At 61.5% G+C, this 23,525-nt stretch carries 24 protein-coding genes; 17 read left to right on the forward strand and 7 right to left on the reverse strand.

Annotated elements, in window-relative coordinates:
- Nucleotides 1-21 precede the first annotated feature (21 nt).
- The gene (locus tag RUH64_RS01070; RefSeq protein WP_313810645.1) at nt 22-1,980 is read right to left on the reverse strand and encodes a primary-amine oxidase; all 1,959 of its coding nucleotides are present in this window, start codon (nt 1,978-1,980) and stop codon (nt 22-24) included.
- A 601-nt stretch (nt 1,981-2,581) separates the two neighbouring features.
- Here RUH64_RS01070 and RUH64_RS01075 point away from each other — a divergent pair.
- The 14 genes from RUH64_RS01075 (at nt 2,582) to RUH64_RS01140 (ending at nt 16,237) form a co-directional block, all read left to right on the forward strand.
- Nucleotides 2,582-4,060, forward strand: a complete 1,479-nt coding sequence (locus tag RUH64_RS01075; protein WP_313810647.1) for an APC family permease — start codon at nt 2,582-2,584, stop codon at nt 4,058-4,060.
- A complete protein-coding gene (locus tag RUH64_RS01080) occupies nt 4,057-4,557 on the forward strand; it encodes a hypothetical protein (protein WP_313810648.1) in 501 nt (166 codons plus the stop codon). The genes RUH64_RS01075 and RUH64_RS01080 overlap by 4 nt, the downstream gene beginning before the upstream one ends.
- A 341-nt stretch (nt 4,558-4,898) precedes the next feature.
- On the forward strand, nt 4,899-6,185 hold the full coding sequence (locus RUH64_RS01085; RefSeq protein WP_313810649.1) for an NAD(P)/FAD-dependent oxidoreductase: 1,287 nt from the start codon (nt 4,899-4,901) through the stop codon (nt 6,183-6,185).
- Nucleotides 6,186-6,218: 33 nt separating this feature from the next.
- Nucleotides 6,219-6,629 carry a RidA family protein gene (locus RUH64_RS01090; RefSeq protein ID WP_313810650.1) on the forward strand — a complete coding sequence of 137 codons (411 nt, stop codon included), beginning with the start codon at nt 6,219-6,221 and terminating at the stop codon, nt 6,627-6,629.
- A 28-nt stretch (nt 6,630-6,657) separates the two neighbouring features.
- Entirely contained in the window at nt 6,658-7,329 is a 672-nt protein-coding gene (locus RUH64_RS01095) for a DUF1028 domain-containing protein (RefSeq protein ID WP_313810652.1), read from the forward strand.
- Complete coding sequence (locus RUH64_RS01100) at nt 7,319-8,479, forward strand: M20 family metallopeptidase (protein ID WP_313810653.1); 1,161 nt, start codon at nt 7,319-7,321, stop codon at nt 8,477-8,479. The genes RUH64_RS01095 and RUH64_RS01100 overlap by 11 nt, the downstream gene beginning before the upstream one ends.
- The gene (locus tag RUH64_RS01105; protein WP_313810654.1) at nt 8,476-9,894 is read left to right on the forward strand and encodes an aspartate ammonia-lyase; all 1,419 of its coding nucleotides are present in this window, start codon (nt 8,476-8,478) and stop codon (nt 9,892-9,894) included. The genes RUH64_RS01100 and RUH64_RS01105 overlap by 4 nt, the downstream gene beginning before the upstream one ends.
- Nucleotides 9,895-9,914: 20 nt before the next feature.
- Nucleotides 9,915-11,414 (forward strand): aldehyde dehydrogenase family protein, encoded by a 1,500-nt coding sequence (locus RUH64_RS01110; protein ID WP_313810656.1) that lies wholly within the window; start codon nt 9,915-9,917, stop codon nt 11,412-11,414.
- Between the two features lie 184 nt (nt 11,415-11,598).
- Nucleotides 11,599-12,822 (forward strand): alpha-hydroxy acid oxidase, encoded by a 1,224-nt coding sequence (locus tag RUH64_RS01115; protein ID WP_313810657.1) that lies wholly within the window; start codon nt 11,599-11,601, stop codon nt 12,820-12,822.
- A 72-nt stretch (nt 12,823-12,894) separates the two neighbouring features.
- Nucleotides 12,895-13,509, forward strand: coding sequence for a DUF308 domain-containing protein (locus RUH64_RS01120; RefSeq protein ID WP_313810658.1), 615 nt, complete (start codon nt 12,895-12,897; stop codon nt 13,507-13,509).
- Between the two features lie 5 nt (nt 13,510-13,514).
- The gene (locus RUH64_RS01125; RefSeq protein WP_313810659.1) at nt 13,515-13,844 is read left to right on the forward strand and encodes a hypothetical protein; all 330 of its coding nucleotides are present in this window, start codon (nt 13,515-13,517) and stop codon (nt 13,842-13,844) included.
- A 185-nt stretch (nt 13,845-14,029) separates the two neighbouring features.
- A complete protein-coding gene (locus tag RUH64_RS01130; protein ID WP_313810876.1) occupies nt 14,030-15,445 on the forward strand; it encodes an amino acid permease in 1,416 nt (471 codons plus the stop codon).
- 128 nt (nt 15,446-15,573) lie between these two features.
- The gene (gene rraA, locus RUH64_RS01135) at nt 15,574-16,050 is read left to right on the forward strand and encodes a ribonuclease E activity regulator RraA (RefSeq protein WP_313810660.1); all 477 of its coding nucleotides are present in this window, start codon (nt 15,574-15,576) and stop codon (nt 16,048-16,050) included.
- Between the two features lie 4 nt (nt 16,051-16,054).
- Nucleotides 16,055-16,237 (forward strand): hypothetical protein, encoded by a 183-nt coding sequence (locus tag RUH64_RS01140; protein ID WP_313810661.1) that lies wholly within the window; start codon nt 16,055-16,057, stop codon nt 16,235-16,237.
- A 49-nt stretch (nt 16,238-16,286) separates the two neighbouring features.
- On the opposite strand, the gene RUH64_RS01145 is transcribed toward RUH64_RS01140, so the two are convergent.
- A complete protein-coding gene (locus RUH64_RS01145) occupies nt 16,287-16,595 on the reverse strand; it encodes a hypothetical protein (protein WP_313810662.1) in 309 nt (102 codons plus the stop codon).
- A gap of 101 nt (nt 16,596-16,696) precedes the next feature.
- Nucleotides 16,697-17,251 (reverse strand): CGNR zinc finger domain-containing protein, encoded by a 555-nt coding sequence (locus RUH64_RS01150; RefSeq protein ID WP_313810663.1) that lies wholly within the window; start codon nt 17,249-17,251, stop codon nt 16,697-16,699.
- A 126-nt stretch (nt 17,252-17,377) separates the two neighbouring features.
- Between RUH64_RS01150 and RUH64_RS01155 the strand changes: the two genes are divergently transcribed.
- The gene (locus RUH64_RS01155; protein WP_313810665.1) at nt 17,378-18,352 is read left to right on the forward strand and encodes an EamA family transporter; all 975 of its coding nucleotides are present in this window, start codon (nt 17,378-17,380) and stop codon (nt 18,350-18,352) included.
- Nucleotides 18,353-18,367: 15 nt separating this feature from the next.
- On the opposite strand, the gene RUH64_RS01160 is transcribed toward RUH64_RS01155, so the two are convergent.
- The 3 genes from RUH64_RS01160 to RUH64_RS01170 form a co-directional block, all read right to left on the reverse strand.
- Nucleotides 18,368-19,309 carry an urea transporter gene (locus tag RUH64_RS01160; RefSeq protein WP_313810667.1) on the reverse strand — a complete coding sequence of 314 codons (942 nt, stop codon included), beginning with the start codon at nt 19,307-19,309 and terminating at the stop codon, nt 18,368-18,370.
- 350 nt (nt 19,310-19,659) lie between these two features.
- Complete coding sequence (locus RUH64_RS01165) at nt 19,660-20,955, reverse strand: MFS transporter (RefSeq protein ID WP_313810669.1); 1,296 nt, start codon at nt 20,953-20,955, stop codon at nt 19,660-19,662.
- 15 nt (nt 20,956-20,970) lie between these two features.
- Entirely contained in the window at nt 20,971-22,041 is a 1,071-nt protein-coding gene (locus RUH64_RS01170) for a C45 family peptidase (protein WP_313810670.1), read from the reverse strand.
- Nucleotides 22,042-22,195: 154 nt separating this feature from the next.
- On the opposite strand from RUH64_RS01170, the gene RUH64_RS16870 reads away from it, so the two are divergent.
- Together RUH64_RS16870 and RUH64_RS01175 are read left to right on the forward strand one after the other, a co-directional pair.
- Nucleotides 22,196-22,453, forward strand: a complete 258-nt coding sequence (locus RUH64_RS16870; protein WP_396275966.1) for a LacI family DNA-binding transcriptional regulator — start codon at nt 22,196-22,198, stop codon at nt 22,451-22,453.
- Nucleotides 22,435-23,133, forward strand: coding sequence for a substrate-binding domain-containing protein (locus RUH64_RS01175; protein ID WP_313810672.1), 699 nt, complete (start codon nt 22,435-22,437; stop codon nt 23,131-23,133). The genes RUH64_RS16870 and RUH64_RS01175 overlap by 19 nt, the downstream gene beginning before the upstream one ends.
- Before the next feature lie 15 nt (nt 23,134-23,148).
- Here the strand turns inward: RUH64_RS01175 and RUH64_RS01180 are convergent, their stop codons facing one another.
- Entirely contained in the window at nt 23,149-23,469 is a 321-nt protein-coding gene (locus RUH64_RS01180; RefSeq protein ID WP_313810674.1) for a 4a-hydroxytetrahydrobiopterin dehydratase, read from the reverse strand.
- Nucleotides 23,470-23,525: the final 56 nt, after the last annotated feature.

A 23,525-nucleotide genomic window follows, 5' to 3' on the forward strand; every position in this document is an offset into this window, starting at 1 on the left:
TATCTTTTCACGGGGCCGCTGCTAGCCGCAGTGATGCTCACCGGAAGGTTTTTCGGCGGAGCAGTGCGAAGCGGCTGACGAAGGAAGGTTCAGGATTGGGTTCTCATCGAAGAAGCCGTGCGGACGCAGTGCGAAGCCCACCACGTCAACAGGCATGATCGGGAAGTCTTCGGGGCGAGGGAAGTGGGTTAGGCCAAAGGAGTGCCAGAGTACGATGTCTTCGCCGTCGATGTTGCGGTCCGCCGTGACGAAGGCCGGTAGGCCAGCCCCGCCGGGGTTGCGGTTAACCAGATCGCCCGCGGCATACAGCTCGCCTTCGGCAAAGCGGGTGACCCACAGATCGTGACGGGTGAAGGCGGCACGGGCGGCAATTGATGAATCATCGGCCATCGCTAGGGTTGGCTGGTTCTGTGGGTATAGCGTGTAGCCCACCGGGGTGCCCAGCTGATTCAGCGAATTTGGGTTGCTGACGTGCCACAGCCGACCGGTGGCAGCATTTGCGTCACGGACGCCTTCGCGCTCGGTCTTCAAAAGCTTGCGGCTTTGGGTAAAGGCGTTGCCCAGCGGGTTGGTGGTGGACTTCGGCAGTCGCACGATGTCCAGCTCTTCGACCGAGTTGGTCTCACCGTCGATCATCATGTCCAGGCGCGCACCGAACAGGTGCTGATGGTAGGGCGCCGCCAGGCCAGGTGCGACCTCCGAGGCGTATTCATAGCCCTTGTACGGCAGCGCCGCAGTGAAAACGATTCCGGTGGCCTTGGCCTCGAATTCGATGGTGCCGTCTAGGTACAGGTACCAATAGAAGCCATAGTCGTAGTTGCCTACGGTGGTGAAGAAGGAAACCACCAGTCGGCGGTTGCGGCGGACCTCGTTGGAGTTGGCCCACTCGTCGGTGTGCTTCCACGCAATGCCGGTGTCTTCTTCGTGAATGCAGATGCCGTTTTCGATGACTCGTGGGTTGCCGAAGTCGTCGGCAACCACTGGGGACATGTAGTAGATTTCGCCGAGGCAATCGCATCCGAGCTTCAGTGAGTTCGCGTCACGGCCTACCAAGTATTCGCCTGTGTCGAAGTAGTTCTGCCAGTTGCGGTATGGGGCGGGGTCACCGTAGGGGACCACCATTTCCGAGATGGATGCGCGGTGGATCAGCGAACGGCGCGTGCCGCCCGAGGTGTGGTGGATTTGGTAGAGGACCAGACCTTCGCGGGCGTCGAAGCCAATGCGCAGGTCCCAGCCGAGCCAAGAGAGGTGGTTGCCGTCAACGGTGAAGCTGGCACCTTCTGGCTGAGTGATTTCAATCGGCTTGATGTCTGTACGCAGTTCGCCGTGGACCGCTGGATCGGTGTAGTTGCCATTGACATCCGGAATCGCGACCGGGCCGTCGTCGATCAGGCGATCGACGCGGCGCTTTTCTAAGTCGACGAATGCTACGAGGCGGTCGATAGGGTGCGCCCAAGCGTGATCCTCAGGACTGTACTGGACGAAGCCCAGGCCGCGCAGCAGGCGCTTGCCTTCTTCATTTTCGTAGTCGAAGACACCGGCAGACAGCGGTGCCACGCGAACCTGATCGGTAGACAGTCCGCGGCTTTCCAACGCCTTGATCCAGCCTTCATCCTTGGCGAGGATCTCCTCGACGATTTCAAACTCTTCGAGCAGAACGGGAACCTGCCCGTCGGTTTTCGGGTTGATGACTTCCTGCGATTCGATGGCTCCAGAGGTCAGGGACAAGGTGATATCCAATGACTTCGGGATCGTCGGGTCATAGAGCATGACACGCACCTTGCGTTCGATCTCAACCAGAGTCGCAGAGTAGAGATCCTTCTTCAGTGGATCTAGCAGGCCCAGATAGGCAAAGCGAGTGTTCTTGGAAACCAGACCGGCACTATCAAGCAGCTGGCGCGCACGAACGATTTCTTCGGAGGTGATCTGTTCCAGGGGGTGGGACGTGCCCACTGCTGTTGCCGATGTTTGAAGTGTCATTGGGGTCTCTCACAATCTTTGATGGAACGCTTGTTCAAAAATAATAGTTTGATTGTGGCAGAAGTTGCAGCCCTTAGTAAAGGGCGTGCCGGAGAAAAATTTGGCCACACCAAACGAGGGGCGCCGCACTGCGGTCGGCAATCGTGGAGAACTTCGCCCTTTCGGCAAACTTCATGTTAGATGGCGATCCCTGTCGGGACCGCCAGTGCGAAGTGTTGTGCCTAGTTGTGGCGCCCATTTAGGGGTGCGATTGGAGTGGTTGGCGGGGGTTGATGCCTCTTGGGTTGGTTTGATTCACAGATTTCTGCATCTGCAAAATCGTTGAATACTATCAATTTATATTTATTTACTCGATACTAGTGCGCCCTTAGTCTTATTTAGTGTGACGGGGAGCACCAGCAGTATCGAGGTAGATTGCCTCTGCAATAAGTGTTGGACTTCCTGCCCGCGATCATCCTAGGAAAATGCAGAAAAGCCGGGCTCCTGAAAACACGAGGACGTGGCGTTAAATGGACAAGGCGAGGGAGTAGTCGTGCGAGAGGTATCCTCAACGCAGTTTGCCAAAGAGCAAACGAAACACTTACAGAAAAGTCTGGGGCGGATGGATATCCTGCTGCTAGTCGTGGCAGCTGTGGTTTCCATCGAGGTCCTGGGGGAGGTCTCGGGCTTCGGCGCCGAGACCTTTACATGGACTTTTGTTCTGGCGCTGACCTTCATGATCCCCTATGGCTTGATCTTCGCTGAAACGGGAGGTGCATTTACCGAAGAAGGCGGCGTTTATGTGTGGACCCGCATGGCCTTTGGGCGCGTTACTGCGGCTATTGCGGCATTGCTGACTTGGGTGACGCAGCCCGTGTGGGTAGGCGGAGCCATGGCCTTCGTGGCCGTTGAAACTTGGTCGGCCTACGTCAGCCCGATCGAGGCTGGTTCGGTGTGGGACTACATCTTCAAGCTCGGGTTTATCTGGATTACGGTATCCTCGGCGATTATCAGCCTGAAGCATGGCAAATGGCTCCCATCTCTGGGTGCCATCTGTAAACTGGGCTTCCTGATCTTCTTCCTCGCGGTCACCATGATCTATGGGTTCATGCATGGATTCAACGGACTGACGCTGGGGGACTTCACTCCTAGCCTGGGAGGCTTCCTCGGACTGACCCCGCTGCTGTTATTCTCCTTCCTCGGATTTGAATCCGGAAACAGTGCTGCAGGTGAAATGAAGAACCCGGCCAAGGATGTTCCCGTATCCATTGCCCGCACCTCTCTGCTGGCCGCTGGCAGCTACTTGCTTCCGGTTCTGGCAATCCTGCTGGTCGTGCCATTGGACCAGATCACCGGTATCGGCGGATTGTTCGGTGCCGTTGAGCAGGTCTTCTCGATCTTCGGTTCTGCCGCCCCGGTCATGCTTGCCATTGCCGCGATAGTGTTCTGCTTCGTTTTGGTTTCGCAAGGCGGTGCCTGGATGATCATCTCCGACCGCATGCAGGCGATGGCGGCGGCAGATGGTTCGTTCTTCGGCGGTTTCTTCGGCCGCTTCCACCCGACGTTGGGAACCCCGATGCGAGTCAATACGCTCTCCGGCGTTGTGGCTACTGTCTTCATGCTCGTGGCGATGCAGCTCAGCGGCTCCAACGGATCCATCTTCGGGGTGGTGTTGACGATTTCCATCTCAACCTTCTTGCTCAGCTACCTGATTGCCATTCCAGCTGTGGTGCGTCTGCGCACCAAATTCCCGGACGTACCGCGCCCCTTCCGAGTTCCAGTATCGAACGCCGGATTCAAGATTCTGGGCGGAATCTGTTTCGGCTGGATTGTCCTGGGGTCGTGGGTGGCGGTCTTCCCGGGAACCCTGGAATACGTCTTCGGGGTCGAATATAGCTTTGAAGATACCTGGGGCGTTACCCAGGGCGAATTCGAGTTCTTCGCGCTCGGAACACTTGCCGTCATCCTCGCGCTTGGCGTGGTCGGCTATATCCGAGGCCGCCGCGTGCGCAGTGGCCAGATCCTCGATCAGGGTTTAGAGCGGCTCGCCGCCAAGGCAGATGATGAAGTTCAGAGGGCAGTTCCCGAGGTTCAGGCATGAGTAGCGTCGGAATCGCTCTGGCCGCTCGCTGGGCCCTGCCCATGATGGCGCTGATCTCCAGTGCCGCGCACATCTGGCTGGCAGCCGAATCTTCTGGGGCTATGGCCGTGGTGATGCTGATCAGCGGGCTGCTTTGCCTTGGCTGCGCGGGTCATGCAATATTCAGCCGGCATCAGGTCAAGAGTCAAAGCATGACGCTGCTTTTGATGAGCGCTGCAGGAGCCCTGCTGCATATGGGATTGATTACCGCTCACTATGCCGCCGGTAGGCATAGCCATGGAGCCGAACCCCAGGCCGCCTCGGCATCGGGTCATATGCTGCAGATGCTGGGGTTGGTCGGGTATGAACTGCTTCTGGTATTCCTTGCCGCCGTGGTGGTTCGGGTACTCTCGGCGCGTCCTGCCCAGGCGCCGGAAGCGCCAGCGGCGCTGCGACCCGTGTTTGCTGAAATGGAGATTTCTCTTAAGCCCGCGGCGTTTGTTGCCGGGCGAATCTGAATTCTGGAGATCTATTGGTTCTTGCCTGCGGGTCAGCTTCTTTCTGAAGCTGACCCGCAGGCTTTTATTTTGAACGTTCGGTCAGTCGCTCTCTGAATACTCTTGACGCGCAGATGTAGGAGGGGGGTGATCGAATATTATGCCGACGCGAGCATTTAGCGCAGAAATCCAGCACCAATGACATCGGTTCGACATCAGACTGCGCGTTCCGGGCAGATGATCCTTTCATCTGTTTTTTAGATGCAATGAACCTCAAAGAACTTCTTTACAGATGTGATTGGTATCGGCAATTCTAGAACTAATGAACCGCTGAAGCGGAAGAAACCGGACGGAGAAAGAGCATGGAAAATATCAAAACCGAGGTGTTAGTGGTCGGGGCCGGACAGGCAGGCATCGCAATGAGCGAGCACTTGGGGGACCGCGGCATCAAGCATCTGGTGCTCGAACGCGACCGCATCGCCGAACGCTGGCGCACCGGCCGCTGGGATTCTCTGGTGGCCAACGGCCCGGCATGGCATGATCGTTTCCCGAGCCTTGAATTCAGCAGCGTCGCCGACGAGGAATTCGCCAGCAAGGATCAGGTTGCCGACTACTTCGAGGAATACGTCGCCAAGCTGGAAGCACCGGTTCGCACCGGAGTTGAGGTCACCAAGGTCACCCGCAATGTGAGCCGTCCGGGCTTCACCGTGGAAACCAGCGAGGGAACCATCGAGGCGAACTACGTCGTCGCGGCAACCGGACCCTTCCAGAAGCCGGTCATACCGCAAATTGTTCCCGATACTGCTGCCGTGCAGCAGATCCACTCAAGTTCCTACCACAACCCGAAGCAGCTGCCGGAAGGCAACGTGCTGGTCGTGGGGGCAGGCTCCTCTGGAGTGCAGATCGCCGACGAGCTGCGAGGTTCCGGACGCCAGGTCTACCTTGCGGTGGGACCGCATGACCGCCCGCCACGGCGCTACCGCGGCCAGGATTTCGTCTGGTGGCTCGGCGTGCTGAACAAGTGGGAGATGTCGGCTCCGCCGCAGGGCGCCGAGCACGTCACTATCGCGGTCTCAGGGGCGAAGGGGGGACACACGGTGAATTTCCGCACCCTAGCCCACAACGGCATCACATTGGTCGGCCGTGCCTCCAGCTACAAGGACGGCGTGCTGGGCTTCGACGCTGATCTGGCGAACAATGTGGCCCGCGGAGATGCGAACTACCTCTCGGTGCTCGACGAGGCGGATGCCTATATCGAGGCCAACGGCCTGGACTTCCCACTGGAGCCAGAAGCCCGCGAACTGGGGGAGCTGCCTGAGTGCATCGCCAACCCGTTACTGGAACTCGACCTTGAAGCAGCCGGGGTGACAACCATCATCTGGGCTACCGGATTCTCGGTGGACTACGGCTGGTTGGAGGCAGACACCTTTGACGAGCGGGGGCGCCCCAAGCACCAGAAGGGGGTCTCCGAGGAGCCCGGCGTCTACTTCCTGGGCCTGCCATGGCAGTCGCGCCGCGGTTCCAGCTTCATCTGGGGTGTCTGGCACGATGCCCGGTACATTGCCGACCAGATCATGATCCAGCGCGGCTACGCAGCCCACCCGCCGATCACGAGCAGCGCGCAGCTCTCTTCAGCAGCAGCCAGCTAATCGCACCCCACAGATCTCGAAGGACACCAAGACATGAAGCACACCCGCATCCGCACCTTTAACACCAAGGAAACCTACCCGGAGCAGAACCTGGACAATGACCTCTGCCAGGCGGTCGTTGCCAACGGCGTGGTCTACCTGCGCGGCCAGATCGGCCAGGACCTGGACACCCGCGAGTCGGTAGGCATCGGGGACGTCGAGGCACAGACCGAAAAGGCCATGGCAAACATCGACATGCTGCTCAAGGAGGCAGGCTCCAGCCTGGAGGACATCGTCAAAGTCACCGTCTACATCATCGACCCGCGCTACCGCGAGACCGTGTACCGCACCATGGGCAAATGGCTCAAGGGCGTCTTCCCGGTATCCACCGGCATCGTGGTGCAGGCCTTGGCTCGCCCGGAATGGCTTGTCGAAATCGACGCCACCGCCGTGATCTCACAGTAGCTGACCAACTTTCTAGGAGTAAGTTCTCATGACCTTCAGCGTGATTGGAACCGACGGCAACGGCCGCTTTGGCCTGGCTGTCTCTTCATCTTCCCCGGCCGTCGCGGCGCGTTGCACCCACCTGCGCGACGCGGTGGGAGCAGTCAGCTCGCAGAACATCACCGATCCTCGCCTAGGCACCCGCATCCTGGATTTGATGGAATCCGGGGCCGACGCCCAGCAGGCGCTGGATGCGGCGCTCGTGGACTACCCGGACGCCGCCTTCCGACAGATCACCGTGCTGGATGCGCAGTCCAATACAGCCGTCTTCCACGGAGCCCAAACCCTGGGAATTCACGGGGCAGGCGCCGCGGAGCACTGCATCGCGGCCGGCAACATGCTGGCTAACGAGGGCGTGCCGCAGGCGGTGGCCGACGGGTTCGCGGCGGCGAAGGGCGCGCTGGAAGTCAAGCTGCTGGCGGCATTGCAGGCCGGCGTCGACGCCGGCGGCGAAGCGGGGCCGGTGCATTCTGCGGGGCTGGCAGTGGTCTCCGGGCACGGTTGGCGCGACTCCGACCTGCGCGTGGACTGGCACGAGGATCCGATCAATGAACTGGCCCGGGTGCTGGAGATTTGGATGCCGCAGCGCGACGCCTATGTGGTGCGCGCGCTGGATCCCGCAACCTCCGAAGGCTATGGGGTGCCCGGCGATGCACGCTAACGAACTGACGCACCTGCCGGCCCTGCACCGGCAGGCGGCAACGGTGGTTGCCCAGCGCCTTGACGAATTGGTTTCCTTCTCCGAACTACTGCATGCCAATCCGGAACTCGGTTGGGACGAGCACCGGGCCGCCGAATGGACCGCTCAGCTGTTGGAATGCTCAGGATTCACTGTGGAACGCGGCTACCTCGGCTTCCCCACGGCGATCCGCGCGGTCTACGGAACGGGGGCCAAGCGCGTGGGGCTCATGGCCGAATATGATGCACTTCCCGGACTGGGCCATGCCTGCGGTCACAACATCATCTCCGCCACCTCGGTGGGTGCAGCCTTGGCTCTGGCCGAGGTGGCCGATGCCGCGGGGCTGAGCGTGGAACTCTACGGTACTCCTGCCGAGGAAGGAGGGGGCGGCAAGATCGAGATGCTCAAGCGCGGCGCGTTCGCCGGCCTCGACCTGGCGATGATGGCCCACCCAGGTCCGGTGGACTCCGCGGAGGCAAACCCCTACGCGGTGGCCCACCACCACATCGAGTATCGGGGTCATTCGGCCCATGCGGCCGCCTACCCGGAGCAGGGCGTCAACGCCAACGATGCGTTCATCGTGGCCCAGGTGGCGCTGGGGCTGCTGCGTCAGCAGCTGCCGGCGGGCACGCGCGTGCACGGCATCCAGACCAACGGGGGTCAGGCGCCCAACGCCATCCCGGGGAAAACCGAGGGGCGATGGTATGTGCGCGCCGAGAACCTGGAGGAATTGGAAAGGCTGGATCAGAAGGTGCGCCGCTGCTTTGAAGCAGGGGCCCACGCCACCGGCGCAAAGCTTGCCGTCACCCCGGAATCCGAGCCCTATTCTGAGTTCCGCACCGAGCACAGGGCGCTGGAGATCTACCGGAGCCACGCCATCGCGCTGGGCCGTAACTTCGACGCCCCGGCCGAACACGCAACGATGAACCGGGCCTCCACCGACATGGGTAATGTGTCCCAGGTGGTACCGGCCATCCACCCGTACATCGGACTGAACTGCTACCCGGTGTCCAACCACCAGCCTGCCTTCGAAGCGCGCTGCGTGGGACCTGCCGCCAACCAGGCAATCCACGACGGCGCCGCTGCCCTGGCCGCCACCGCCCTTGACTACCTTGCCGGAGTAAACCCATGAGCACACTGACCACCCCCGCCGCCGCGGTGCGCAGCGAAACCGATTCGCTCGGGACGCTGGAGGTGCCTGCCGACTCCTACTGGGGCGTGAGTACCCTGCGAGCGGTGGAGAACTTTCCCGTCTCTGGCCGCCCGGTGGGCAGCCTGCGCCAGCTGATCTGGGCTTTCGGCGCGGTCAAGGCGGCCGCTGCACGCACCAATGCGGCCCAGGGCCTGGTGGCCCCGGAGCGGGCGGCGGTCATCGGCCGCGCGGCCGCAGAGGTCATGAGCGGGGAGCTGGATGAGCACTTTGTGGTGGACCGCATCCAGGGCGGGGCCGGGACCAGCACGAACATGAACGTCAACGAGGTCATCGCCAACCGCGGCCTGGAGCTGCTGGGCTTTGCCAAGGGCGATTATGCGCAGCTGGATCCCATCGACGACGTGAATCGTTCTCAGAGCACCAACGACACCTACCCGACCGCGGCTAAGCTGGCCCTTCACCAGGAGCTGCTGCTCCTGTGCGACGAGCATGAGCGGCTGGCCCAGGCCTTCGCCGCCAAGGCGCACCAGTTCGCATCGATAGTGAAGATCGGCCGCACCCAGCTGCAGGACGCGGTGCCGATGACCCTTGGCCAGGAATTCGGCGCCTTCGCCGAAACCCTGCGGGAGGACCGTGATCGGATTCTGGAACTGCTGCTGCACCTGCGCGAGGTCAACCTCGGTGCCACGGCGATCGGCACCGGCATCACTGCCACCCGCGCATACCGCGCCCAGGTGGTTCTCGAGCTGGCCAAGATCTCCGGGATCCCCGTCGTCCCTGCGGTCAATCTAGTGGAAGCCACCAGCGACACCGGGGTATTCATGCTGCTCTCCGGGGTTATCAAGCGCGCTGCCATGAAGCTGTCGAAGATCTGCAACGACCTTCGCCTGCTGTCCTCCGGCCCGCAGGCGGGCTTCGGCGAGATCCACCTGCCGGCTGTGCAGGCCGGCTCATCGATCATGCCGGGCAAGGTCAACCCGGTAATCCCTGAAATGGTGAACCAGGTGGCCTTCCGCATTGCCGGGGCGGACACCACGGTGACCATGGCGGCGGAGGCGGGCCAACTACAGCTGAACGCCTTCGAGCCGGTCATGGTCGATGCGCTGCTTGAATCGATCCAGTGGCTGGGCTCTGCCTGCCAGCTGCTGCGCACCCGCTGCGTTGAGGGTATCAGCGCCAACGAACCACTGCTGGCGCGCCGCATGGAGGAAACGCTGAGCACCATTACGGCGTTGACTCCGCTGCTGGGCTATGCCAAATCTACGGCGCTGGCCAAGGAGGCGCTGCGCGATTCCAAGAGCATCGCCGCGCTCATCGCCGAACGCGGGCTGCTCACCACCGAGCAGCTGGATGCCGCCCTGTCCCTGGCATCGCTGACCGGAACCACTCACTGAGCTGAAAATTGGAGAAGAGAATGACCAACCAACTTGCCGAGCGCTCCTGGCGACAGCTGGCGCAGGAACTGCCTATAGACGGACGCGCGATCATCAACGGTGAACGCAAAAACGCCTCGGACAACGCGACATTCGCCAGTTACTCGCCGATCGACGGTAGCCACCTGGCAGACATCGCCAGCTGCACTGCACAGGATGTTGAACAGGCGGTGGCCGCCGCCCGCCGTGTCTTCAACGAAGGAAGCTGGAGCCGCATCGGCGCCGTCGCACGTAAGCAAGCGCTGCTGCACCTGGCGGATCTGATGGAGGAGCACAGCGACCTTTTAGCGTTGCTGGACAGCCTCGACATGGGCAAGCCCATCGCACAGTCCACTGTGGTGGACGCTCCGGGCAGTGTGGAGACCTTCCGCTGGTACGCCGAACTGGTGGACAAGATCACCGACGAGGTGCCCGCCACACCACCCGGTTCCACCGCCATGGTCACCAGGGAGCCGCTGGGCGTGGTGGCGGTTATCACCCCGTGGAACTACCCGCTGGAAATCGCCGCGTGGAAGCTGGCTCCGGCGCTGGCAGCCGGAAACAGCGTGATCCTCAAACCTGCGGCGCAGTCCACCCTGTCGGCGCTTCTGCTCGGCGACCTGGCCCTGAAGGCTGGCATCCCAGCCGGGGTGCTGAACGTGGTGCCGGGTTCGGGCCGCGTGGTCGGCGAAGGACTGGCCCTGCACATGGATGTTGACGCCCTGGCCTTTACCGGCTCCACCGCCGTAGCCAAGCGCCTGCTTGAATGCTCGGGCAAGTCAAACATGAAACGCTTGAGCCTGGAAGCTGGCGGCAAGAGCGCCAACCTAGTCTTCGACGATGTGGAAGACCTGGAGACCGCCGCCGCGAAGGCGGCCTTCGGTGCCTTCTACAATCAGGGCGAGGTCTGCTCGGCGAACTCGAGGGTGCTAGTGCAGCGCGGGGTGTATGAACGCTTCCTCGAAGCCTTCGCTCGCCACAGTGCCGATTATCTGCCGGGTGATCCACTGGATCAGGACCACCAGGGTGCAGGAGCCTTGGTGAGCCGCGAGCACGCCGAGGATGTTCAACGTGCCATTGAGGGCGCCCGCGGCGATGGTCAGATCGTGGCCGGCGGGCAGCGACTGAATATCAACGGTTCGGACGCCTATATCGAACCGACCATCATCGCCGATCTGCCGGCCGAACACCCGCTGCACCGAACCGAGATCTTCGGCCCGGTGGCCACCGTCAGCGTGTTCGACACCGAAGAGGAAGCCATCGCACTGGCCAACAACACCGAATACGGTCTAGCGGCTTCGCTGTGGACATCGAACCTATCCCGCGCGCACCGTGTGGCTTCGCGGCTGGTGGCAGGCACCGTGTCGGTGAATACCGTGGATGCGTTGGGTCTGACCACGCCGTTCGGCGGTTTCAAGCAATCGGGATTTGGTCGGGACCTGTCGGCCCACGCACTGGACAATTATGTGGGGTTGAAGACCACCTGGTTCCAGCACGGGTAGATTGACTGGCAATTTTCAAAGGCTGTCTCGCACGATGCTGTGGGACAGCCTTTGCCGTCTAAGAGCCGGGCGTGAGGAGCCCAAATATTAAAGTTTCTCCGGTGCGCTGTGGTCATGATCTGAAACACCTGCAATTAGGGTGAAAAGGGAACAACGACGAACCACGAACTCGAAGGTGTCATTAATGGGTAACCTCAAACGTCAAATGCCGGACCTGAACGAATTGGTCAGCCTGATGAGGTTCAAGGTTCCTTCCTTCGACCGCAGAGCCGCCCGACTCGAACGCGCCGCCGATGTTTGGGACCTGCGCAAGATCGCCAAGCGCCGCACCCCTACCTCGGCCTTTGACTACGTCGACGGCGCTGCAGGCCGCGAGATCACCGCCACCCGTGCCCGTGAAGTCTTCGACTCGGTGCAGCTGCTGCCGAGGATTCTGCACGGTACCGCGCAGTCGGACCTTTCGACCACCATCGCCGGTGGGGAATCCGCGTTGCCCTTTGGCATTGCACCGACGGGATTCACACGCTTCATGCACTCCGAGGGGGAAATCGGCGGGTCCAAGGCCGCCGCGAAGGCGGAGATTCCCTTCAGCCTGTCCACCATGGGCACGCGTTCCATCGAGGAGGTGGCGCAGGCGGCGCCGCAGGGCCGCAAGTGGTTCCAGCTGTACCTGTGGAAGGACCGCGAGAAGTCCAAGGCACTGGTGCAGCGTGCCGCGGCGGCGGGCTATGACACCCTGCTGGTCACGGTCGACACCCCAGTGGCCGGCCAGCGCCTGCGAGATACCCGCAACGGCATGAAGATCCCGCCGGAGCTGACGCTGAAGACCGTGGTGGATGCCTCCTACCGCCCCGAGTGGTGGTTCAACTTCCTGACCACCGACTCACTGAAGTTCGCCTCCCTCTCCGACACCGCCGCCGACCTGCCGACGATCATCAACTCGATGTTCGACTCCTCACTGGACTTCGACGACCTGAAATGGATCCGGGAGCTGTGGAAGGGCAAGCTCTTCGTCAAGGGCGTGCTCACCACCGAAGACGCAGCCAAGGCCAAGGCTGCAGGGGCCGACGGACTGGTGGTTTCAAACCACGGAGGACGCCAGCTGGACCGTGCGCCGATCGCCTTTGAGGCGCTGAGCGAGGTCCGTGCAGAGGTCGGACCGAAGATGGAAATCATCATGGACTCGGGCATCATGTCGGGAGCAGATATCGTTGCCTCCCTCTGCGCCGGCGCCGACTTCGTGCTGATTGGCCGCGCCTATCTCTACGGTCTGATGGCCGGAGGCGAGCAGGGCGTATCGCGCGCCATCGAGCTGCTCGCCAAGGAGATCGAGGTGAATATGCAGCTGATGGGTGCAGCCAGCATCAAGGACCTGACCCCCGACCTCATCCGCCGGCGCACTGTCTAGGAGGTTTGCGGCGCAATGTGATTAAGCCCGGCCGAAGTGGCAGATAGTTCTATGGCCGGTAGAATGGAAAGCGTGCCAGCACCAAAAACCACCCCAGCCCAAGCCCAAGATGTCGTCCGCCCAGTTCTGCTGCGCGGCGGAACAGCGCTGATCTACGCGCTGATCTCGATCTTCTGGATTGGTGCAGATACCAAGGTCCTGGCCTATTCAACCGCGGCGTTCCTGGTGCTTACCGGCGTGTTCATGTGGCAGTACGTCACCGTCGACAGCGCCCCTGAGAAGTCCCGCGGAGCCTACGCACTGGGCGCAGGGCTGATGCTCATCGCAGGCATTGCAACACTCTTTGTCAGCACCCCGATGTGGGTAGGGTTCATGGCGGCCTTCGGCTTCCTCGCCGGCGGCATTGCCGAGCTCTACGTTTTCATCACGCTGCGCCGGCAGTTCCCGCCATTCCGCAACCAACTGGTCACCGGCGTCGTCTCCCTGGTCATTGCCGTGGCGGCCGTCGTCGGCTACCAGATGGACGCGCACGCGATGTTCGGCATCATCGGCGGCGGCGCTATCGTCCTAGCGGTCTTCTCCCTCATCGCAGGGTTTGGACACCGCCACGAAATGAAGGCTTCGTCAGCGGAAGCCGACCCTGAGGTCGATGGTCCGAACGACCAGCCGGCCGAGGGGAGCAACTAAAACTGATGTCTTCAGAAAAAGTAGAAACGGAGCTTTCGGTGGGAAACAACCCGAAAAAGAAGCAGCCGTGGAGCCAATCCATCAAGGGCCCACTGAGCTTCTCCCTGGTCATGGCGATCGTCGCCGGATTCGTCGGCATGATCAGCTCAACCGGTGGATCGCGCAATCCGATCCGGTTGGACATCGGGCTTGCATGTTTCGGCATCGCGTTCATCGTCTGCCTGCTGGTGATCTCCGTTTTGACCATGGCGTCAAAGGACAATGATCCAGAGCTAGGCAAGGGAACCGGCGTGAACCGATCCTCGGCCAACCCAGACAAGAAGTTCGAAGACTGATTATAAAAAATTGACCAGGCATTGCATCGCGCTGGGACTGTCCGACTTCAAGGAGAGTTCCGGCGCTTTGTCATGTGTGGGATAGTGCAGGCAAGGACGCCTGCACGCAGCACAACCTAAGGAAACACGTGAGTAGTACCAGTAGAGGCGCAGCACCGGTTGAAACCCCATTGGGGCGTCAGCTGATGCGCCGCAAATCAATTGCAGCGATGTCGCGCGACGCAGAATCCAACTCCGGGGGCCACCTCAAACGCTCCCTGGGCGTGGTGCAGCTGGTGATGATCTCCGTGGGCGCCACCCTGGGCACCGGCATCTTGGTGATCCTGGGCGAGGCGGTGCCGATGGCGGGGCCTGCCACCTGGCTTGCCTTCGTGATCGCCGGTATCACCGCGCTGCTGTGCGCGGTGTCCTATGCCGAAATGGCAGGCATGGTTCCGGTCTCTGGATCCAGCTACTCCTACTCCTATGCAACCCTGGGCGAAGGCATCGCCTGGATCTGCGGCTGGTGTCTGGTCCTGGAATACGCGGTCTCCGCCGCCGCGGTGGCGGTGGGCGCCGGTGCGTACGTCAATGAGACCCTGCAGATTTTCGGCCTGTCGCTGCCTGACGCGCTGGCCAACGGGCCAGCCGAGGGCGGCATCATCAACCTCCCGGCCCTGCTGGTAGTGGTGCTTGCCACCGCCCTGCTGCTGCGCGGCGCCAAGGAATCGGCCACCGCGAACACCATCATGGTGCTGATCAAGATCGCCATCCTGATCTTCTTCGTGATCGTTGCCTTCACCGCCTTCGATTCGGGCAACTTTGAACCGCTGATGCCAATGGGCATTGCGGGTGTCAGCGGCGCAGCCTCCATGGTGTTCTTCTCCTACATCGGTTTCGATGCGGCCTCCACCGCCGGCGAGGAAGCCAAGAACCCGCAGCGCGACCTGCCGCGCGCCATCATGATCGCCATGGCCCTGGTGACCGCACTGTATGTGCTGGTTGCGGTGGCCGCGGTGGGAGCCCGCGACTGGGAATGGTTCTCCGGCACGGAGGCGGCCCTGGTGCAGATCGTTTCCGAGATCACCGGCCAGCGCTGGCTGGTGCTGATCTTCGCCGTCTCGGCGGTCATCGCGATCATCTCGGTGGTGCTCACGGTGCTCTACGGCCAGACCCGCATCCTGTTCTCCATGTCCCGTGACGGGCTGATGCCGGGCATTTTCGGCCGGGTCTCTCCCAAGACCATGACCCCGCGCGCCGGCACCCTGGTCACCGGCCTGGTCGTCGCCGTGACCGCTGCGCTGATTCCGCTGGGCCAGCTGGCCGAGGCCACCAGCATCGGCACACTGTTCGCCTTCGCGCTGGTCAGCGTCTCGGTGATGTACCTGCGCAAGACCCAGCCCGAGGCGCCGCGTTCATTCCGCGTGCCGCTGTACCCGGTGGTTCCCATCCTGGGCATCGCCGCCTGCCTGTACCTGATGCTGAACCTTGCGGTCATCACCTGGGTAGTCTTCGGCATCTGGATGCTCGTAGGCATCGGCATCTACTTCATGTACGGCCGCCGCCATTCACGCCTCGGCGCACTGGATGAACATGAATACCAGGAAGAACTCGCGCTCTAAACACCGAGCGCAGAAACGACGGCCCGGGGTGCTGCTTTGCTGCAGCGGCCCGAGCCGTCGCCGTATTTGCCCGCCGATCAATTAGGCTGAGCTATAGGAAAGGCCATAACTTTCGTGCAGGAGGCAGCATGCAGCAGGATCCGATCAGCACCGCAGACCTTTACGACGAGTATGGGGAACAATTCCAATCCATCTCCATTCAGTTCCAGGATTTCGGCGGACGGCTCGCATTCCATGGGCCCGCGAGGACCATCAAATGCCATGAAGACAACGGGCTGATCAAGGAGACGCTGAGCTTCCCGGGCAACGGCGCGGTGCTGGTGGTCGACGGCGGCGGATCCCTGCGCTATGCACTGATGGGGGACATGATCGCCGCCAATGCGGAGGCCAACGGCTGGGCCGGGGTACTGATCTACGGGGCGGTGCGGGACAGGGCCGCCCTGGCCGAGCTCGCCCTGGGCGTCAAGGCCATGGGCAGCAATCCGCGCAAGACGGTGAAGCGCGGGCACGGTGTGGTCGACGAGGTCATCACCATCGGGGATGTAGCGATCCGCCCCGGAGCCATGGTCTACGCGGACATCGACGGCGTGCTGGTGGAACGGTAGGCGCATGAAACCAGCAAATCGAGCATCCGTCGGACTACTTGCGATCGTCTTTTTCGCTTCGATGTATCTTGCCTGGAATCAGCGCATCCCCGACCCTTGGGGTGTGATTCTGGTGGGGATCTCATTCCTTGCGCTGGGTGCGAGCATTGCCGCGGAAGCAACCAGGAGAACCAAACAACAGCGTTAACGAAAAATCTGCCCGGCCAGCTGGCCGGGCAGTTTCCCTTGGATGCCGTTTAGCGCTTGTCGCCCGCGGCTTCCCACTCGTCCTTGAACTCTTCTGCGCTCATGGTTTCAAGATCCTCGCGGATCTGGACGATGAGGCGTTCTGCTTCTTCAAGGCTGGAAGTTCGAATGCGCAGCAGCACCGAGTCGTCCACCCGTGAGTGCACCACTACCTGAGGCTCATTGGCTTCAAATTCGCCGTCGCCCAAGGTGGCGGAGGCAAGTGCCACGACCCAGCGTCCGGCCGCTTTGAGCGGCCCGGTTTCTACTGCTTCCAGGCGTGCCTCGTAATCGGCGGATGCGTGTGTTTCTTCGGTCATGACCTGCCCTTTCGACGCGACAACCCGGTTTGTCGGCTATCTGTTTATTTTAGAGTTCAACAGGCTCTAAATGCGAGAGGCGCGGTGAAATGTCCGTCTCATTAACCGGGCAGGCCCTTGTGAGCCTTGCGAGCGCGATACGCCCGGACATGTTCCCGGTTAGCGCAGTTGCCGGCATCGCAATACAGCTTTGAGCGATTGCGCGACAGGTCGAGCAGCGCGTTGTTGCAGTCGGAGGAAGCGCAGATGCGCAGGCGTTCCAGACCACCGGTGCGAATCACCTCCGCCAGCGCCATGGCGGCATCCACAGCGAAGCGGTCATAGAGCGGGTTGCTGGTAGTGGTGGCGTGCAGGTGGTATCCGAGCTTTTCGTTCTTCACCAACTGCGGCTGGGCATTGGCGGTGCGCAGGATCTGGTTGACGCGGAAGACCGCGTCCTCCTCGGTGGCGGTCCAAATACTCTTGAGCTGGGAGCGCAGCTGGCGGATGGAACGCAGCTCGGCCTGGTTGTGGGCGCGTGCCCCGGCGAAGTCCTGAGAGTCCAAGAATTCGTCGAGGTCTGCCACGGTGGAGAGCATGTCGACGATCTGCACCTCGGTGTTCAGAAGGTTCACGACCAGCTTGAGCGAGGCTTCGATATCGGGGGCAAATGTCATAATTCGGTCCTGAACGAGCTTGCGGATTGACTGCTATTCCAGCCTAACCGTATCGTCTGGAACATATGATTCATCACCGCCGGATTTCTTGTCCGGCGGCACGCATTTTAAAGGTCGCACCGCACTATGTCTCAGTCCCCGGACTCCGTGGATTCCTCTGCCCTGTCCACCAAACCCCAGCGGGTCTCCAACTCGGCCGCCGGCGTGTGGATTGCCCTGGCATCCTCCGCTGCCTTCGGCCTGTCGGGAACCTTCGCCAGAGGACTGTTCGAGGCGGGCTGGTCTCCGGTGGCCGCCGTCACGGCACGCATGGCCGGCGCCGCGCTGGTGCTGACCATTCCGGCGCTGCTTGCCATGCGGGGACGCTGGACACTGCTGCGCACCAACTGGCTCTCGATCCTGCTCTTCGGGCTCTTCGGAGTCGGAGCCTGCCAACTGTGCTATTTCCTTGCGGTACAGCGCCTTGACGTCGGTGTGGCGCTGCTGCTTGAGTACCTGGCCCCGGTGCTGATCGTGCTGGTGCTGTGGATCCGGCACAAGAAGCGCCCGTCCGTGGCGACCATTCTGGGTACGCTGCTGGCGCTGGGTGGACTGGTGGCGGTGCTGGACCTGACCGGAGCCTCGGACATCGACCCGATCGGCGTGCTGTGGGGTCTGGGCGCAGCGGTGGGCCTGACGGTGTACTTCTTCATCAGCGCGAAGGCCGACGGGGCGCTGCCCCCGATCATGCTTTCCGCCGGCGGCATGGCCATCGGCGCGCTGGCAATGCTGGTGGTGGGCGCCTTGGGCATTCTGCCCATGGAGTTTTCCACCGGTTCCGGCTCATTCGCCGGTCACGAGACCCCATGGTGGGCGGCGCTGATCGGGCTCATCCTCATCGCCACGGTCTTTTCCTACACCACCGGCGTGATGGCCGCCCGTGCGCTTGGTTCCAAGGTCGCAAGCTTCATTTCGTTGACCGAGGTGCTGTTTGCTGTGCTCTGGGCTTGGCTGCTGCTCGGAGAGCTGCCGGGCACGGTGCAGCTGCTTGGCGGCCTGTTGATTGTGGGCGGCGTGGTGCTCGTGCGCATCGACGAGCTGCGCTCAACACGCATCAAATAGCCATCACCGGCCGGGCTAGGCTGCTCTGCGAATGACCGGAATGTAGTTGACGATGATCAGGACCAGCCAGGTTGTGATGACAAATGGCCAGGTGTACACGGGGGTTCCCAGCTGCCTGATCAGTGCGTCGATCGGAATGAGCAGCAGCAGCCCACCGACGGCGACAACCCACGGCTGCCACGTTCCGGTGATGAATACGGTGGCTAGTGCGATGGCGACCAAGACCCCGTTGTAACCCGCCAAGCCATTCTGAATCTCGGCATCCGGGCTGGCCAGGAAGTACGCGATGCTCGATTCGACAGCTCCGCCCAACAGTGCGGCGATCCCCAATTTCCAGTGAGCCAGAAATAGGCCGATAAGGATAATGAGACCTGACACCGCGGCATTCAAAAAAATAACTTCGGAAATATCAGTGAGTACGTAGTAGAAAAAGAGCTCGGTGAAGTTATCTGTAGTCGGCGCAGCAAGAGCTTGCTGTGTTCTCGGATCAACCGCCGATACCAGGATGACGCTGGAGACAATGCAAAACGGTGCCGTAATGCAGGGCAGCTGGAACCTACGCAGGAATGGCAGCTCGAATATGGCAGCGAGCCACTTTGTCACAGGGATTGTCGTGGCGGCCCCAACGAGCGTCACCAAGGCCGCCGCCGGGGTTGCACCAAGAGATATGAAGACGGAGGCGCCTACGAGTGCACCACAGTATCCCTGCATCCCAAGTCGAATGGGGCCCTTGTTATTTCCGAGGAGCTTGGCGGTGCCTACCGCTGCCAGGGTTCCCAGCAGGACAAACCCGGCCATAATGAGATCACATATCGCGAAAGCTAGGAGGAAAGCTAAGCCAGTGGCCCAATTGGACGCGAAAAAGATCTGGGACAGGCTTTTGGTCAGGGCGCTAAAACTGCTGCGGACGGCGATTTTTTCCGTGCGAAGACCAAGATTTGTGCCGGGGGCATTCATGGGCGGGTACTTCCAAGTAAAGATGTTCTGAGCACACCTAGATAGTGCTTTCTTGGAACGTTTCTCGCGGATACTGCGGTTAGGGTGCCTGAGAGCGGTGAGCTGAAATTATGGTAGCAGTATGGTGCATCGAGATGATTAAATTACAGTGAAAATGACGTTGGCCCCCGAATTTAAGTCGAAAATCAGCGAAAAGTTACCGCTGCAGCACATGAATTTGTCCGCATGATACAACCGCTGTGACATTGTCGGGTATAGCGCATCCTCAGCGGTATTCTGCGCGCACAACAAAAGCTCATCGCGGTACCACGAGACAATGGGTGGTACCGCGATGAGCCTATGTGGTTAACCTAGGCTGCGAGTCCCAGGTCGCGGGTGTGGACCTTGTAGGTTTCGCGCAGGCCGAGGGCGCAGAGGATCAGCACGATGGCTGCGAACGCGGTGTACAGGCCGACGCCCAAGGGGTTGCCGCCCATCATTGCGAAGAGCGCCGCAGCTGCGGTGGCGGCCGTGCCGCCGCCCAGTGCTGCACCGGTCTGATAGGTCGCGCTGATCGCGGACATGCGGGTTTCACGCGGAAACTGTTCCGAGAGGAACGCCGGGATGCAGCCCTGCGGTGCGGCCATGAAGATGTTCACCAGGGCATAGGCGAGGACTACCATCCAGGCGATGTGAGCGTCCACCATCGGGAAGAAGAGGAAGAAGACGACGGCATAGATGGCAGTACCCCAGCCGATGATCCTCTTGCGTCCATAGCGGTCGGACAGTGCACCCATCACCGGTGCGGAGATCACGAACACCGCCGCGCCAATGACCTGAAGCAGCATGGACACGGTCGGCGAGTAGTCGCGCTGTTCCGCATAGGTCACCGTGAAGATGGAACCGATGTAGGCGATGGTGTTGTAGCCGTAGGCAATGCCGATGGCCAGCAGGATCTGCTTGGGATGATTGCGCAGCGCTTCGATCAGCGGGGCGCCCTTGGCCGCGTCTGCGGACGGCTTTTCTTCGGGCATATTGCGGCGGGCAAAGAGGCCGACAACCACCAGGATGCCGCCCAGCCAGAACGCTACGCGCCAGCCGTAGGAGAACAGCACGTCTTCGGGCAGCAGGGTCAGCAGCGCGAAGACGCCGGAGCCGATCAGGCTGCCCAGCCCGATGCCCATGGAGGTGAAGCTGCCAAAGAGCCCGCGACGGGTTTCGGGCGCGTTCTCCACACCTGTCAGCGAGGCGCCGCCCCATTCGCCGCCGGCGGAGAAGCCCTGCAGCAGGCGCAGCAGCACCAGCAGGATCGGGGCTGCGACGCCCAGTGTCTGATAGCTGGGCAGGCAGCCGATCAGGAAGGTGGAGGTGCCCATGATCGTCAGGGTGGTGATCAGCACCGTGCGGCGCGAGTACTTGTCCCCGAAGTGCCCAAAGACGATGCCGCCGAGCGGCCGGGCGAGGAACCCGGAGCCGAAGGCAGCGAAGGCGATGATCGTGCCGACCAGCGGATCGAAATCGGGGAAGAAGAGCTTGGGGAAGATCAACGCGGCGGCAAGCCCATAGACGGTGAAGTCGTAGAACTCCAGGGCTGTGCCGAATCCGGAAATCATGAAGATGCGCCGTGCGCTCATCGCCGGTTCGGTGGTGGTCTCAGTCGTATTCATTGTTGTCCTTGAGGGCTAGAAGATCTTCAGCCCGGTGCGGGCGGCCGAATCTGGATTGCCATTGAGGTAGTGCAGTGCAATGTTTTCGGTGTCGATGCCGACGCTTAGCAGGGTCTCCCACTGTTCTGTGGCAGGCTTTCCCGCCTCCGGGGCCATGCACAGCACCGGGGCCTGACCCTCTGGGCTGGCAAGGATGTCGATGACCTCTTGGGTGGAGCCGGGCTCGGCTCCGGCCGTCCGCTCGTCCAGGTAGGCGTAGCGTTCGGCGGTGGTGGAGTCTGCCGGCATGACATCCCCGGCAAAGAGCTGCGCGTCGAGGAAGTGGTTGGTGTGCAGCGCCCACCCCGAGATGGTTCGGTTGACGATGCGGCGGCCGCTGGGGCTGAACTCGATGCTCGCCACCTCGGGGTGCTCGCCGCCCTGGATGACGGTGAGCACCGTGGAGGCGCTGACGGTGACGCCCTCGGTGAGCTCGACGGCCTGGTCGATGCTGCTGGCGCGTTCAAGCACCGAGCGCGCGATCGAATGGACCGGGACGCCGCCGCTGGTATTGTCCTGAGCGTGGGCAAGGATGTTAAAGTGGACTCCCAGCCCGTGCGAGTTCACACCGATCTTTCCGTTGATGCCGAACTCGGTGAAGAGCTTCACGCTGCGGCCGTCGCGGCAGACCAGTTCGTGCAGCAGTCCGTCGGCGGCGAGGTGCGGATGCCAATCCCAGGTCTGGAAGGTGGCAGGCGCGCCCTGTGCCGGGACGAAAACTGCCGTGGAGCATTCGCCTTCCTTGCTTGGCGGTGCCGCCGCGAGGACTTCGGTGCGCGCGTTTAGCGCGGCCAGCCTCCACAGCTCGATGTCCAGCTCAGCCGCCTGGGCCTCCAGCTCCAGGGCCAGTGGTTCGTCCCACTTTTTCAGCTCCTGCTGGCTGTGGAGCGCAATGCCGCGCACCGTGTCGGCTGGGATGTTCAGGCTTGCAAAATGCTTTAGGTAGTCATCGATGTTTCGGGTGATGAAGGGGCCGAAGGTCGATGCGATGATCGTGCCGCGTTCGGCGGGATCGAGCGTAGTGGTGTGTAGCGAATGTAAATGCACGGTGTTCCTCAGCTGGTCGCCGCAATCCAAGCTGGATTCGGAGAGGGGTTGTAAGCTGTGTTACACATTAAGGACATAAAACGTTTTATACAACGCGTCGGGCCAAATTTTAACAATGTGGCTGGTGACTAGGGATAAAGGTTGATCGAAGGTAATGGCGAGGGCTAAAAAGACCACGATTCACGACGTGGCGAAGGCAGCGAACGTCTCCATAACCGCCGTGTCATTTGCCCTGAACGGCAAGGGGACGCTGAGCGACCAAACGCGCGAGCACATTATCGGCACCGCGGAACGGATCGGCTACCAGGCGGATGCCCTCGCACGCGGTCTGACGCGTTCGACCGGACCATCAGCACGCTCAGCTCGCTGGCACTGCAGCGCGGGTTGGCCCCGATGGTGTTGCCGGATTTGACCGGGCCGAACATTCCAGCCATTTCGCTCGCGCTGGACGGCTACATCATCGTCTCTCCGCAGCGCAACGACCCCGTGATCGAGATGCTGGGCAACCGGCAGATCCCCTACGCCTGCATCGGCAGCGACCCGGGGCGCGGGCAATTCACCTCGTGGGCTTCGGAGGATGACGAGGAAAGCTGCCTGCAGGTGATGGAGCACTTTCGCCGACAGGGCGCAGAACGCCCAGCAATACTGCGTGGAACCAGCGAGAACTCGTGGAACGTGGGCAGCGAACGGGCCTATAGGGCGTGGTGTGTCGGGCAGGGAATCGAGCCGCGGGTTCATGTCCTTGATGAATCAGCGGGAGTCGCCGGAGCTGTCAAGCTCTTCGACCAGGTCTGGGCGCAGGGATCGATTGATGCGGTCTACGCAATGACTGCGCGCCACGCGGTCGGCCTGGTCAGCGCCGCCGTGGACCAGGGCATCGGGGTGCCGGGCGATCTTCTGGTGGCCACCGGCTCCGATTCGGAGGCTGCACGATTCAGCCGTCCGGCGATCAGCGCCATTCAACTGAACCCCGACGAGGTGTGCGCGGACGCATTGGATCTACTGATCGAACGCATGGAAGACCGCGAGTCATCGGGGCCCATTTTGCGCAGGGCAAGGTTCAGGCCGCGCAGCTCAAGCCTGAGGCGGTGAGCAAGAAAAGTAGTGCTACTCAAGATCGATCGGGATGCCGTCCACCGCGTCGGCGCTCGAACCGATGCGCGCCGCCAGTTGGAGATCTTGGTCTGCTACCTTCTTCAGACTGCTGAAAACGATCTCCACCTGTACGGTCTCGCGACGCCAGATCATGTCTGGATGATGATTAATTTTCTCGGCCTCCAATCCTACTGTGGCAATGAATTCGAGTGCAGTCGCCGAAGACTCAAATCGATAGGCAACCCGCAACGCATCGTCGCCGAGCTGCCAATCGGGCAACTGATCCAATTGCTGGCCCATGTCTGGTCTTGGCCGCGGTCCGGTGTTGGTCACTGAATATTCCCCTTGCAAAGCCCCATTTTTCTAGGCTCATCATGACATTGGAGAGG

The sequence above is a fragment of the Glutamicibacter sp. genome (assembly GCF_032154645.1).
In the GTDB taxonomy this organism is placed as follows: Bacteria; Actinomycetota; Actinomycetes; order Actinomycetales; family Micrococcaceae; genus Glutamicibacter.